This is a genomic window from Paenarthrobacter nitroguajacolicus (assembly GCF_051027655.1).
In the GTDB taxonomy this organism is placed as follows: domain Bacteria; phylum Actinomycetota; class Actinomycetes; order Actinomycetales; family Micrococcaceae; genus Arthrobacter; species Arthrobacter nitroguajacolicus.
Genome location: NZ_CP073234.1, coordinates 3,713,762 through 3,727,662 on the forward strand (window position 1 = coordinate 3,713,762; position 13,901 = coordinate 3,727,662).

Consider the following 13,901-nt stretch of genomic DNA (forward strand, 5'->3'; position numbering starts at 1 on the left):
CTTAGTTGAGGGCGATCACCAGCATCTGGCTGGTGCCGGGGATGCAGGTCTGCAGGACAACTGCGGGGAATCCGCCGAACACTGCTGCGACGTCGTTGGTGCTTCCCGGGTTGGGTACCTGGCCCCGGCCCGTGGCCGTGAACGTTCCGTAGCCTGGGATCGACACCGTTTCACCCACACCGATTCCCGAGAACCGTCCCCAACCTCCACAGAAATCGTGCTCCGTGATGAACGTCGCGTAGGCGTTGGTGGGCGTGTAGTGGATGGGCCCGATGCAGGCGTCCACCATCGACTGGCCACCGGCGCCGGCTACGTAGATGGTCCGGACAGCGGGAGCCGGCGCGGGGGCCGGAGCTGCTGCGGGAGCTGGAGCAGCAGCTGCGGGAGCGGCCGGTGCTGGCGCGGGGGCAGCCTGCGCTGCGGGAGCGGCTGGAGCCGGTGCGGGAGCGACAACCGCGATGGGCGGTCCGGTGAGCTTCAAAACCTGTCCCGGGACAATCACCGAATAGGCGCTGAGTCCGTTCGCAGCCAACATCGCAGTGACATCCACCCCGAAACGGGAGGCAATGGCACCTACCGTGTCCCCGGAAGCCACCGTGTAGAGGTTGGGGTCACCAGCTGGCGCTGCGGGGGCCACCTCGACAGGAGCGGGAGCTGGTGCGGCTGGCTCAGGAGCTGGGGCGGGTGCTTCGGCAGCGGGAGCTGCTGGCGCTTCGGCTGCCGGAGCCGCCTGTACTTCCGGCGCTACCTCCGCTTCGGCATCCTGGACCGGCAAAGCTGCGGGTGCTTTTGCACTGTCGCCTTTTGAAAAAGGCGCTTGTTCCTGGGAAACATTTTGGTCGGTGTCACCCGCCGGTTGCGTCGCCCAGTTGACGACGCCAAAAAATAATGGGATCAGCGCTAATATCGCGAGCACTGCGCCGGCAATCAACAGTTTGGATTTACTGGAGTGCGGCCGCCGAACATCGCCATTGCTCTTGGTTGACAGGGAAGATTGAAGATCTAAGTCATTCATGTTCATGGGAAACCCCGGACTCCATGGCTCTGGACCGCGCAAGACAGGTCCCTGTGGACCTGGGTAGGAAAGCGCAGCTACGTATTGGGAGGGGCACCGCCCACAATTGTTGGGGGTGCGGTCCACCGCTGAGCCGGAGGAACGGAATTGCTATAACCCTAGGAATTTCAATGGTAGGAATAGGTCTATGCCCGCCGCACGAGTAGGAACTACTCGACTTTCCTTCTGAAGGCTTGAATGGTTACTTGGGCATTACGCAGTTTCCGAAATTGGACTACTTGCTCCAGGGCACGCCGGCCGCCCAACTAACTGGCATTTGTGGCTCTCCCAGCGCTGGTAGCAGCCACAAATGCGAGACAGTTGGGTTTCATCTCGCCCTCACCCTCCGTTCACGCTGGCCACGCACTGTGGAACCATGACTGACCTCTCGCGCCGCTCACTCGTCAAGACGTCCCTTGCCACGCTCGCCCTCGCCGGCGTTGCCACCGGCACCGCCGCACCCGCGTCCGCTACCCCTTCCGCCATCCCCCTGGTGCGCAAGCGGCTCACGCTTCCCACGGGGATCGCCACCGGCGACGTAACAACGGACTCCGCCGTCCTCTGGTCCCGCGCTTCCGGCCCGGGCCGACTCTCGGCACAGCTTCAGGCGGTGGACAGCGCGGGCGGGATCCTTCGCGGACGCTACGGTTTCAGCCGGACCATCCGCGGACCTTTGGCCACGGACGCCAGCGACTTCACCGCCAAAATCCACGCCAAGGGCCTTCCCTCAGGCACACGCTTCGCGTTGGAACTGACCTTCGAGGACGAGAATGGTCCAGGCGAGGCAGTTCGCGGCACCTTCAGCACAGCGCCGGGTTCCACCAACGGAAAGCACGACGACGGCACCGAAGACGCGCGCGGAGGCGGCAGTTCGTCGTCGAACGGGCAATCCTTCGTGTGGACCGGCGACACCGCGGGTCAAGGCTGGGGCATCAATGAGGAACTCGGCGGCATGCGGGGCTACAAAGCCATGCACGCTACGAAGCCAGACTTCTTCATCCACTCGGGCGACACCATTTACGCCGACGGCCCCATTGCCGCAAGCGTGACTGAGAAGGACGGGCGAGTATGGCGGAACATCGTCACCGAGGAAGTATCCAAGGTGGCCGAAACCCTCAAGGAGTACCGGGGCCGGCACCGCTACAACTCCCTGGACGCCAATATGCGGGCCATGTTCGCCGATGTCCCCGTGATTGCGCAGTGGGACGACCACGAAACCACCAACAACTGGTACCCCGGCGAAATCCTGGACGACCCCCGCTACACCGAACGGAACGTCAATGTCCTGGCAGCGCGCGGCCGGCAGGCATGGCAGGAGAACATGCCGATCGCCGACGCCGACGCACTCTGGCGCCCCGGGACGTACGACGCCGGCCAGTACCAGCCCGCGCGCATCTACCGGAAAATCTCCCGCGGCCCGCAGTTGGACATCTTTTGCCTGGACATGAGGACCTTCAAGTCCCCCAACACCGACGGCAAGGAACCCTACGCCACCAATATCCTGGGCCAAGAGCAGGTGGACTGGCTGATCAAGGAAGTCCGCAAATCCAAAGCGACGTGGAAGGTCATCGCCGCGGACCTGCCCCTGGGCATCATCGTTCCCGACGGAGCCGTGAACCAGGAAAGCCTGGCCAACCGTGACCCCGGCGCTCCCCTGGGACGCGAGCTGGAAATTGCCGGCGTGCTCAGCGCCTTCAAGAAGTACGGCGTCAAGAACACCGTGTGGCTGACCGCTGACGTGCACTACTGCGCCGCCCACCACTACTCCCCCGAACGGGCATCGTTCACCGACTTCGACCCCTTCTGGGAGTTCGTGGCCGGGCCCATCAACGCCGGCTCCTTCGGTCCGAGCGAGATGGACAAAACTTTCGGGCCCGAAGTCCTGTTTGCCAAGGCCGGGCGCTTCCCCGGAGAGTCACCGCGCGACGGCGAGAACCAGTACTTTGGCCACGTGGACCTGGCGGCGGACGGTGTGTTCACGGTGAGCCTGCGCAATGCTTTGGGAGCGGTGATCTACTCGAAAGCCCTCACCCCGCAGCGTTAACCCACACAGCCTCACCCAACTGAGTCGCAGTTAATGCCGTTTTGAGCCCTCAAAACGGCATCTACTGCTACTTAGTTGGGTTTCGGCGTATGCTCTCCTCAGCGCAGGCAAGACGCGTTGTTCGCTTTTGGGTGGGGCCACTTTTGAAGGCAGGGGTTCAGTGGCAGGAGTGAAGCACGGGGTTCTTCCAGTGCGCTCGTCGTTGCAGCAGGTTTGGCCACTCTTTCTGGTGCCCGCTGCGGTGTGTTTGGTGCTGCTGGCTTTTGGGCTGGCAAGCGGAATAGGAACGACGACGGCGCAACTCGCCGGTGACTTAGCCATCCTTCTCGCCGCACTCACCGCGCTGACCACCCACACCCTCGCTGCCCGAAGGCGCCGGGACCACAAGGCAGCACGCTGGTTCGTAGTGGCGGGCTTGGCGCTCTGGTCCTGCGCCCAAGCATTCTGGGCGTTCAACGGAGTGGCACTGGACCACGCCTATCCCTTCCCCTCCGCCTCGGATATCGGGTTCGTTGGCTATGCGTTGCCCGTCGCCGTCGGGCTTGTCCTGCTCCCCAAGGGTGACGGGCCCCGGATGTCTTTGTGGCGGGCGGTCCTGGATGTCGGGACGGTGGCGAGCGCCGTCTTGTTCATCGCCTGGGGCACCGTTCTTGGACCACTGATCGAAGCCGGCAACACTGATACTCTGGCTTTCCTGACCACACTGGCCTACCCGTTTGTGGACGTAGTAATGGTCTCGCTGGTGATCGTCCTGACCATGAGGGCCGCCCGTGGCCGAAGACTTCCATGGCTGTGCCTGGGACTAGGCTTCCTGGTTCTGGCCCTGACCGACCTCACGTATGTGAGGCTGACCAGCGAGGGTGTCACAGGCATCACCGGATCCCCCTTGGCGCTGGGCTGGGTTCTTGCCTTCCTCCTGGTTGCACTCAGTCCTTTGGCGCCGGAGACAAGCAGCACCCGGAAAGACGGCCGCAGCTACGCCGCCATCCTGGAACTTTTGCCGTACGTCCCGGTGTTCATGGCTGTCTTCTTCAACCGAAGCCGCGCCATCAACGTCAATGACCCGATCCTGCTGGTCACCGGCTTGGTGGTTTTGGGGTTCGTCATTGTGCGGCAGGTGTTGATCGTCGTCGAGAATGTGAGCCTGACCCGCGATCTCGAGTCAAAGGTGGCCGCACGGACGGCCGAACTTGAGGGTCTCGGAGCAATCGTGAACTCCTCGGGCGACGCCATCATCGGCGAAACCCCGGATGGCGTCATCACCAGCTGGAACCCGGGCGCCGAGCGTATTTTCGGCTACCCGGCGTCGGAAGCGGTTGGCCGGAAAGGCAACTTCTTTGTTCCACAAGACTTGGTGGAGAACGAACGCCAGGCGTTGGAAGTTACCGCCCAAAGCGGCGGCGTGCAGAACTACGAAAGCCAGCGCCTACGCGGTGACGGAGAAGTTATCCCGGTTTCCGTGACACTCTCGCCGGTTCGGGGTGACTCCGGCATTCGTGGCGTCGCCACCATCTCCCGCGACATCACCGAACGCAAAGCCGCCGAGAAGGAACTCCTCGCCGCCCGCGAAGCAGCTTTGGAGGCCAGCCGCCTCAAGTCCGAGTTCCTGGCCACCATGAGCCACGAGATCCGGACTCCCCTCAACGCGGTGATCGGCCTGACCTCGCTCATGATGGACACGCCCCTGAGCGAGGGCCAGAGGCAGTATGCCCAGGGAGTGAAGGGCGCCGGCGAAGTACTGCTGACCCTCATCAACGACATCCTCGACTTCTCTAAACTCGAAGCCGGGAAAGTGGACCTGGACATCAACGTCTTCGACCCCCGGGCGCTGGTGGAAGAAGTAGCGGGACTGGTTGTGGAAGCTGCGCAGGGGAAGAACCTGGAGCTCATCTCCTACTGCCACCCGGACGTTCCCGCTCGCCTGATGGGCGACGCTGGCCGCATACGCCAAATCCTGCTGAACCTCTCTTCCAACGCGGTCAAGTTCACTCCCTCCGGTGAGGTGGAAGTCCAGGTCTCCGTTCTTGCCCAGGACGCTGGCAAGGCGTCGTTGCGCTTTGAGGTCAGGGACACCGGCATTGGCATCACCGCCGAAAACCACCAGAGACTTTTCGAATCCTTCGCCCAAGCGGACGCCTCCACCACACGCCGCTACGGAGGTACGGGACTGGGCTTGGCCATCTCCCGGCGCCTCACGGAAGTCATGGGTGGCAGAATCGGCCTGGACAGCGAGGTTGGAGTTGGCAGCAGGTTCTGGTTTGACCTTGATCTCCCCGTTGGCCCGGCAACCTCGGACACGGAATCTTTGCCAGCCAGCCTGTCCGGACGCCGGGTATTGGTGGTGGACGACAACGCAGCCAACCGCCTGGTGCTCGAAACACAACTGGCCAGCTGGGGAATGTTTCCCCTCTCGGTTGCCGACGCCGCGTCCGCACTGGACGAGTACCGGTCCGCGGCCCTGTCCAGCCACCCCTACGACATCGCGGTGGTGGACATGTGCATGCCCGATATCGACGGTCTCCAGCTTGCCCGCAACATCATGGACGAGAGCAACGGTTCCGGCGGCCCGGGTATTATCCTGCTGACCTCCACCATGCAGGTGGAACGGAGTGACCTCACCTCGGCGGGAATTCGCGAATACCTCACCAAACCCGTCCGCAGCTCCGAACTCTACAACCGTCTATTGCGTGTGCTGGCCACAAAGACAGCTGGCATGCCTACCCCGCCGCCAATGGCCCACCCGGTTGAATCGGCGGATCCTGTGCCTCGGCTTGGGAAGCTCCTGGTGGCCGAGGACAACGAAGTCAACCAGTTGGTGGCACGCGGCATGGCAAACCGCCTCGGCTATGAAGTGCACATAGTGGACGACGGCGAACAGGCCGTTTCCGCCGCACTGACCGGCACGTACGCAGCAGTGCTCATGGACTGCCACATGCCCGTCATGGACGGCTTCGATGCAACCCGGGCCATCCGAGCCCGCAACGGTCACTCCGCCCGAATACCCATCATCGCCATGACGGCCGGCGCGCTGGACGAGGACCGCGAGCGCTGCTTCGCTGCGGGCATGGACGACTACATCAGCAAGCCCGTGGATCTGGCCACACTCGCTGAAGTCCTCTCGCGCTGGGTACCGCAAACATCGACGGCGGACGTCGGGGTGGATGCCGCGGCTGCGGCGGACGTCCCGCAACAGCAGGCGGCAGCACCGGCGTCGAACTCCGTTGTTCTTGAACTCGAGCGGCTGCAGATCCTGCGCGAACTTGGACCCGCCGACGGTTTGGGCCTGTTGCCTGAAGCCGTCAGGGCTTTCCGGCAAGATTCCCAGGGCGCCTTGGATACGTTGCGTGCTGCACTGGCAAACAGACAAGCCGCGGATTTGGAAGCGGCGGCTCACAAACTCGCGGGCGCGGCCGCCAATATTGGAGCGGTGGGCGCTGCCGGCCTTTGCAAGGAACTGGAACGTCTCGGACGCGATGCTGGACCGGAACTGGGATCCACCGGAGCGCTGCTGCTGGACCAATTGCACACTGAACTTGCCCGCGTGGACCAAGCACTCGAGCGCACACTTACTGAAGCACACTCACCTGGAGCACCGTGAAAATCCTCATCGCTGACGACGACCAGATCTCCCGGATGATCACCAAGGCCGCCGTCGAGCAGTCCGGCCACGAGTGCATCGTGGCCGTCGACGGCGACTCGGCATGGCAACTCTATAAAGAGCACAGCCCTGAAGCGGTTGTGACCGACCTGATGATGCCCGGCCTCAACGGGCTGGATCTTTGCCGCGCCATCCGGGCGGCCGAAAAGGACCGGTATACCTACGTGATCCTGGTGACCTCGCACGGTTCCCGGAAAGACGTGCTGGCCGGAATGGAAGCCGGAGCAGACGACTATGTCACCAAGCCCCTGGATCCGTTCAGCCTGCACATCAGGCTCCTGGCTGCCCAACGCATTACCTCTTTGCACGCAGACCTGGCCCGGTACCGTTCCGCGCTGAGTGAGCAGGCTCGTACCGACCCCCTTACAAAACTCCACAACCGCCTGAAACTGGCCGAAGACCTGGGTGCCCTGCATAGCGGGGGCGTGACCGGACACAACTACTGCCTGGCCATGGTGGACGTGGACAACTTCAAAAGCTACAACGACATCTATGGCCATCAGGCGGGCGACGCCGCACTGGTTGCCATCGCCTCAACGCTGGCTAGCGAGGTCAGGAAATCCGACGCCGTCTACAGGTTCGGCGGTGAGGAATTCCTGCTGGTCCTGCGGGATCAGGAGGCTCCCGGCGCTCGAATGGTCATGGAGCGTGTCCGCTCTGCAGTGCAGTCCCTGCGGATCGAGCACTCCGGCGATCCCGACGGCGTCCTGACCATCAGCGCGGGTATCTCGGCCTTCACCGATGGTCACCGTGCGGGAACCGAGCAACTCCTGCGTGAAGCCGACCTTGCCCTGTACGCCTCTAAGGCCTCCGGCCGGAACCGGGTGTCCCTGGCCGATGCGCTCCACTCAGAGTGACCTGGTCCACAGTCAGCATGCTCCTGTCTGTATGGTGTTGTTCTGGCTGATGTTGCAGCTGCCAGGCTCACCACCCGAGAGCCAAACTTGTATCAGCACGTTGAGCTCTCAATGTTGCGGGCATTTACATTCCCGATGCCCGCCGGAAGGCGGTAATCGCCCGAGTTGCATGCCGTATTGTCTGTCATGGTCACATACGTCACCGGACGCTCGAAGTCCACTGCCCCGCCCGTGGCCTTGATGTCGTTGTCTTTGAAGGTGTTCCCCACGATCTGGATGTGATGGATTTGCTGCGTGCCGTCGTAGTAGGCGTCGTGCAACCCCCGCGGCGAACCCCAAACGTTGTTACCGGTGAGGTCGATGTTGTAGACAACCCCGGATCCTCCCGCAAGGTCGATCCCGGCGCCGTGACGGCCTCCGCGCACATCGTTATTGGCAATCCTGATGTCGTGAACGTCCTCATCGCCGTATGTGTGAACGGCGATACCGTCGTCGCCGTCAGTACCTTTGCGCTGGTCCACAACATTTCCAACAATGTCTCCGTTGCTCGTGTTCATCGCATGGATGCCATCCAGTTCCACGTACTTTCCGTTGGTTACCGACTCTGTGCTGCTGTCCTTAACACACCACTTCGCCCCGCCGACAAACGCGATTGAGTACGTAAACGGGTTCCTAGTATGAACGCCCTGGACTAGCGAATTCATCGAATTGCGTACGTCAATCACATACTCATTCAGGCGGCCCGGCACATTGCCGTTCAGAGTGTCACCTGACTGATCTGCCGTGAAGTTGGAGAGCGTCGTATTGTCGGCGCCGGCTGTCGTAACGATAGGATATCCGCCAGCGGGGCCAGTGTTACTCGTGAAGGAAGGACCAGCTTTCAGGATCGTTTCAGGGCCAACACCTTCAAGCTTTACATTGCTCAACATGCGCAGCTTGCCATTGAGAATGAACGTACCCCCAGGGATTTTTACCACTCCGCCGCCGGCATTTCCGGCCGCATTTATCCTGCCTTGGATACTTGCAGTATCGTCGATGGAATCGTTCGGAATGGCAGTGACGTTGTAGATGCTGGTCGAGCTGCTACCGGTGGCACCGCTTGTTGAACACGACGACGATGTGACCGTAAGGGCTGCGGCATTTTGAGCGGACCTAGCTGCCGCTGGGGCAGCGGTTGAGGCAAGAACACAAAGAACAACCAGGGCACTGCCCATTGCGGTGCGGGCAGCGGATCCCTTCCGACGCTCACCGCCTGTTGCATATCCGGCCGTGGGCAATGCGTGACGAGTAGCGTCCGAAGAGGGCGCACCGAAGTTAAGGTTGTCGCTGAAGTTGGTCAAGGGTGTCAGTCTCCTCTTTGTTATCGGTCTGGATGCAACGAGACCGTCCACTGGTTAGTGGGCGCACTTCGACGGACGTGACGTGTACTTTGGATCTTTCTTGTGGCCGCAGCCGTACAGCTCCGGCTGGGTTCGAGGGCGTCAATGCTGAGGTGGCGGCTTCAGCTGCTGGATGACTTCTTTGTAGTCCTCCGTGCTGACACCACTGACTTCCTCCTCAAAAAGGTCCTCTTCGAAGCCAAACAGGAACATCGTCATCCCACATTCCACGGCGTACCCCGGAGCCGTACGCAGTTGTTCGGCGAGGCTGTGTGACTGCGGTGAGCCGCCGGTGAAAGGTGCATCGGGAGGACCGGGGTTTTCACCGACCAGTCCCAGCCCGGCTCGCCGAGCCAGGGCGCTCGTGTACCTGTGGGAGGACCACTGTGATACGTCGTCCGTCAGCACGTTCTCGGTGTCAGTGGGAAGGCAGTGGTCTTGGCGCGGCACGGCAGCGGCCGCTCTCACGGCCGTTACGTCATCCAAGCCGGTGAAGTCCACGTCTACGCCCGGCAACGTTGCGAGCACAGCGAACTGAGCAGAATAGTCCAAGCCGCGTTCCTGGGCGCCATCCGGATTGGCCCGGCCGTCCAAGCCTCCTTCTATGGCTTTTGCTTTGTCATTCGGCAAGACTCCGCGGCCCGCTACCGGAACATGCACTCGCCCTTGATACCCAAGTTTCCGTAGCTCGCTTATCTGCCATACAGCTGCGTCCACCGTAGATCCGGAATACCAGTCCCACCACCGTTGGACCTGCTCGTCAGTTACGGACCGCCCATGCCATGAACCGGAGCCCGGAATCCACCCCGGCATGGGGGAAGGCGCAACGCCCTCAGCCAACCCGATGCCGTACTGGGGGGCGTCACCGAATGCCCAGTACTCGCGTTCGTTTCCGCCGTCACTGGGCCCTGGGTACCCCAACTCCCCGCTGGCATTCGTCCCGACCCGTATCGCTGCTATACCCTCAAACCCTAGGTCCGACGCAACAATGGCCAAATACTTTTGCGCCGCATCCCTCGCCGCGGCACTGAATACTAGCTCGGCCCCCTCGTCCTCCGGGACGCCCCCACCGCTTCCCCTCAGCACACCTCCGGGCAGACCTCTTACCCAATCCGGTGGGTAATGCAGGCCAGGGGACAGAACCACAGCCATACCGGCCTCACGGCAACTGTTCAGGCGTTCACGAACCTCTGCAACGTAGTGATGGTCCACTCGTCCGGCTCCCGGCTGGTACCGATCCCAGGCCAAGGGTAGTTCCACTACGGAAACTCCGGCATCGTGAAGTGCAGTCAGGCGTGCAGAGGCGCATGTGGCGCCTAGGACACCGAAAGACATGTGCTCCGGCGCTGGCTGGGTCTCCGCACTGCAACCGACGATCACAGTTGCCATGAACAGCAAGGCAACACGAAGCAGGCCTCTCACGGGTATCCACCGCTCACGGGAGGGAAATTCAGCCCTCCCGCGACTGCAGCATCCAGCTTGATGCGGTCTAATTGCCACACAACGGTGTCGCCTGATGTCGGTCCCCTGAAGGTGAAAACCGGTTGGGCGTTGTCCTCCAGCCAGTCCAGGAACTCAGGTGCAGCGAAGCCGTATCCCTCGCTCAATTGCCTCCCCTGTGTCAGGACGTACTGGGCATCGCGGTCATGCAGGGACTGCAAGGATGGCAGGACCTCCCACCCCTCATGAGGCATGAGGGCGAACTCACCGGTTACTGACGTCAAACCCACTTTGGAGGACGGTGGCAACTCGGCGTTCATCCAGTCCCGGGCACGGACAAGTCCGTCATCGACTACTGATCTTGCCTGAACACCCAGAAAAAGACTGAGCATGGTCATAATTACTGCGGCAGCCATGACGACCCCCCGGAGGCGGGGCCGCCATTTCACCACCATCACAGCGGCTATAGGCACCGAGACCAGGGCAGCCAGCACCACGCAATAGCCAAACTGCTCCTCTGCCGCCCCGAAGAAGACGGAGTAGATACCCACTAAGCCGGTAAAAAGCGAGAACAAACCAATAGCTCGCCGTTCCACCAGCGGAGACATAGCAGTCACTGCCCCCGCAACGATGGAAAGGCCCAGAAGCAGATAGCTGGTGCCGAAGCGTCCGGCCAAGTCAATGAGGCGGTCTGTAAGGCTAACGCTGTGGACTGAATTGAAGCCTGTCATCTGAACGACGCCCATCATCCGTAGGACACCCACAGACTTTTGTTCAATGAACTGCGGAAACAGCCCGCTGGCAGCGATCAAGCCCAGATAAAGCAGGTAGGGAACTGTGGAGCAGGCGAGGATCCGCAAGGCTGTTTGCAGGGACACTGTCCTGCGCCAGACCACCGAGGCAAGCAACGGAACCACGGTGAACACGGCCGTCATGTCTTTCATGGCAATGGCCAGTCCGAAAACCAACCCGGCGCTGATTTCAAGCCACAGACGGGTTCGCCCCGACTTACGGTCGAGCAGCAACAGGACCAATAGCCATCCCGATAGGACCGCCAGGCCAGCTGGAGTCTCCATCATCAACCGCCCATCCATGCGAAGGACAAATGGGTCGCTGGCCAGGATGACGCCAGCCACAACAGCAGGTGCAACACCCACCAGGCGGCGAACCAACAGGAAACAGACAACCACCGCAACTGCTCCGAGGACACTATTGACCCAGCGCAACTGCAACACCAAATCCGTGGAGTGGCCTTCCAGGCCCAACACGCGGATCACCACAGCATTAAGGGCGTATGAGCCTGGGGGGTGCAGGAAAAACGGGGTGCCAAAGATTGATGGCATGTGCCCGTCCGCTATCTGCCTTGCAATGTCTGCGTAGGTTACTTCGTCAATGAAGACGTCATTGGCCCGTTGAACACCGAACACCCGGAAGACCGTGGCCAACAAGCCTACAAGGACTGCAACCCACAAGTGTCCCCGCAGCGCCCTCTGCGAGGCACGGGCAGACCTCCGCGCTCGATTCCTCGGCCGAGATACCTTGAGTGCAACAGAAGTCATCAGGCACTGCCGTTAGTAAGTCCGGGTACAAAGTACGTTTCCGGTTTCCGTGGGATTACTCCGCTGGGGAATAGGGCATCTGCCTGCGTGGAATACTGCCTGATTCGCCCGGGTTTTGCGTCGAGTCCGGTATCCCAGGTCCATGGCACAAAGCCCAACTTGGACATATGCGTTTCGTCCGGGCCGGCTGCCAGATCATAGGGGAAGTCTGAATACATCACAACGTTGTCCGGGTGTCCTTTGCCTACCTCCCGGGTGATCAGGTGGTCCACATGCTTCCCCACCCCCGCGGGGCAAAACAAAAGCTCAGCTTGGGTTTGTGCCATGAGTCCGGCGACGTCGGAGCGGAGTTGGCGGATGAGTGCTCGATCACCCTGGGCGATCCTTCCCAGCGCGATGTCAAACCGGTACGTGGGGTAGCGGTGGGTGAGCTCCGGGAGCAGCCTCTCCCACGCGCTGCTCCCCAGCACCGGTGGCTTGCGCCGTCGTCGAAACAGCGCGTCCACTTCACCGAGGTGGATGGATTGAACTCCCATGTCCTGCAGCACGGCGCGGTCCTCTGACTGCCTGGCTCGGAACAGTTCCCCCGCATCCGAAACGGTGCATTGGCGCATGAAGGAGCGGGCTGCACGCGTACGGGGTGATGGCACTGCCTCAGTGAACAGCGTGGCCACAATGATCTGCCGCCCTTGGGCCTGGGCTTCAATAAGCGCGCCGCATGACAGGACTGCATCATCAAGATGGGGTGACAGGAACAGCCAGGGGGCATCGCCCGCCATGGAATGTTCGACTCGTGATCGGAGCGGCATTCAAGCCCTTTCTGCGTCGCCGGCCTGTGGCCGCCGGATATGAGGATTCTTCAGTTCAGTGAGAGCAGTGCGGTAAGCCTGCGCCTGCAAATCGGCGAGCGCATCCCAGTTGTAACCGGCGGCAAATTTCCGCCCTTGCTCAGCTACGTGCTCCAGTCCCGTTTGGGAGTAACGGGAGGCAATTTCATCAGCCAGTGCCAGAACATCGAAGGCCTCGACTATCCAGCCCGTACCCGGAGGAATGATCTCTCTCAGGCAAGGAATGTCGAAGGCAATAACCGGAGTGCCTGCCGCGAGTGCGTCGATGGCTACTAGCCCGAACGTCTCGTGCCGCGAGGGCACTACCAGCAACCGGGCGTCGGTGAGAGCCCGGAACTTTCTTTCCCCGGACAGCCACCCGAGCATCTGCACGCGCTCGGAGAGACCGGCCTCTTGAATTGATGTGCGCAACCGTTCCTCGTCCGGGCCTGTGCCCGCTATCAGAAGGTTGCCCTCAACCCTCTCGCAGGCATGTGCCCAGGCTTCCAGGAGGAGATCCAAGCCCTTGTGCCCGCACTCGAGGCGTCCGACGAAAAGGACGTCCTGCCCCAGTCGGGGCTCGTTGTTCCATACTGCGGGATCCACGCCGTTGCCGATGACGTCCACATGCACGTTGGGGTTCAGTCCCTTTAACCGATCTCCGATGCCTTGGGAAACCGAGATGAGCCTGCGGTGTTTCCGCACGCCCAGTCGCTCTATCCAGTGAAGGGGCAGCTTGTACTGCCGTGCTTTGTCCTTGGCATGCAGCCATTGGACAACACCGATGGTGGGGCGGTTGGTCCATAGCGGTGCGGCCATGGTGGAAAACGGGGCGAAGAAATCCTCCACCACCAGCTCAGCAGTTGACCGGCGCTTCCACACCTCGAAGGGCAGCCGGGCAACATAGGCCAACAGCCTGGTCAGGCGGTTACTGCCCGTTCCGAAGCCAATGGGTACATAGTGCACACCGTCTTCGATGCGTTCCTGCCAGCCCGGATAGCGCGTCGTCAGTACTGTGACATGGAAGCCCCTTCCCGCCAGGCGGCGATTGATTTCCTGGGTTCGCACGGATCCTCCGCCTGC

At 61.7% G+C, this 13,901-nt stretch carries 9 protein-coding genes; 3 read left to right on the forward strand and 6 right to left on the reverse strand.

Annotated features, from left to right (window positions below):
- Nucleotide 1: 1 nt before the first annotated feature.
- Nucleotides 2-1,021, reverse strand: coding sequence for a LysM peptidoglycan-binding domain-containing protein (locus tag KCX59_RS17520; RefSeq protein ID WP_179017000.1), 1,020 nt, complete (start codon nt 1,019-1,021; stop codon nt 2-4).
- Nucleotides 1,022-1,430: 409 nt separating this feature from the next.
- On the opposite strand from KCX59_RS17520, the gene KCX59_RS17525 reads away from it, so the two are divergent.
- The 3 genes from KCX59_RS17525 to KCX59_RS17535 all read left to right on the forward strand — a co-directional run bounded on the left by KCX59_RS17525 (nt 1,431) and on the right by KCX59_RS17535 (nt 7,613).
- On the forward strand, nt 1,431-3,098 hold the full coding sequence (locus KCX59_RS17525; protein WP_179017001.1) for an alkaline phosphatase D family protein: 1,668 nt from the start codon (nt 1,431-1,433) through the stop codon (nt 3,096-3,098).
- 160 nt (nt 3,099-3,258) lie between these two features.
- Complete coding sequence (locus KCX59_RS17530; protein ID WP_179017002.1) at nt 3,259-6,696, forward strand: response regulator; 3,438 nt, start codon at nt 3,259-3,261, stop codon at nt 6,694-6,696.
- Complete coding sequence (locus tag KCX59_RS17535) at nt 6,693-7,613, forward strand: GGDEF domain-containing response regulator (protein ID WP_179017003.1); 921 nt, start codon at nt 6,693-6,695, stop codon at nt 7,611-7,613. The genes KCX59_RS17530 and KCX59_RS17535 overlap by 4 nt, the downstream gene beginning before the upstream one ends.
- 92 nt (nt 7,614-7,705) lie before the next feature.
- Here the strand turns inward: KCX59_RS17535 and KCX59_RS17540 are convergent, their stop codons facing one another.
- The 5 genes from KCX59_RS17540 to KCX59_RS17560 form a co-directional block, all read right to left on the reverse strand.
- Nucleotides 7,706-8,953 (reverse strand): hypothetical protein, encoded by a 1,248-nt coding sequence (locus KCX59_RS17540; RefSeq protein ID WP_178995065.1) that lies wholly within the window; start codon nt 8,951-8,953, stop codon nt 7,706-7,708.
- Between the two features lie 141 nt (nt 8,954-9,094).
- Nucleotides 9,095-10,414 carry a hypothetical protein gene (locus tag KCX59_RS17545; protein ID WP_179017004.1) on the reverse strand — a complete coding sequence of 440 codons (1,320 nt, stop codon included), beginning with the start codon at nt 10,412-10,414 and terminating at the stop codon, nt 9,095-9,097.
- On the reverse strand, nt 10,411-11,991 hold the full coding sequence (locus KCX59_RS17550) for an ArnT family glycosyltransferase (RefSeq protein ID WP_256870685.1): 1,581 nt from the start codon (nt 11,989-11,991) through the stop codon (nt 10,411-10,413). The genes KCX59_RS17545 and KCX59_RS17550 overlap by 4 nt, the downstream gene beginning before the upstream one ends.
- On the reverse strand, nt 11,991-12,800 hold the full coding sequence (locus KCX59_RS17555) for a PIG-L deacetylase family protein (protein WP_256870686.1): 810 nt from the start codon (nt 12,798-12,800) through the stop codon (nt 11,991-11,993). The genes KCX59_RS17550 and KCX59_RS17555 overlap by 1 nt, the downstream gene beginning before the upstream one ends.
- Nucleotides 12,801-13,886, reverse strand: a complete 1,086-nt coding sequence (locus KCX59_RS17560) for a glycosyltransferase family 4 protein (protein WP_370629169.1) — start codon at nt 13,884-13,886, stop codon at nt 12,801-12,803. It abuts the gene before it with no gap.
- Nucleotides 13,887-13,901: the final 15 nt, after the last annotated feature.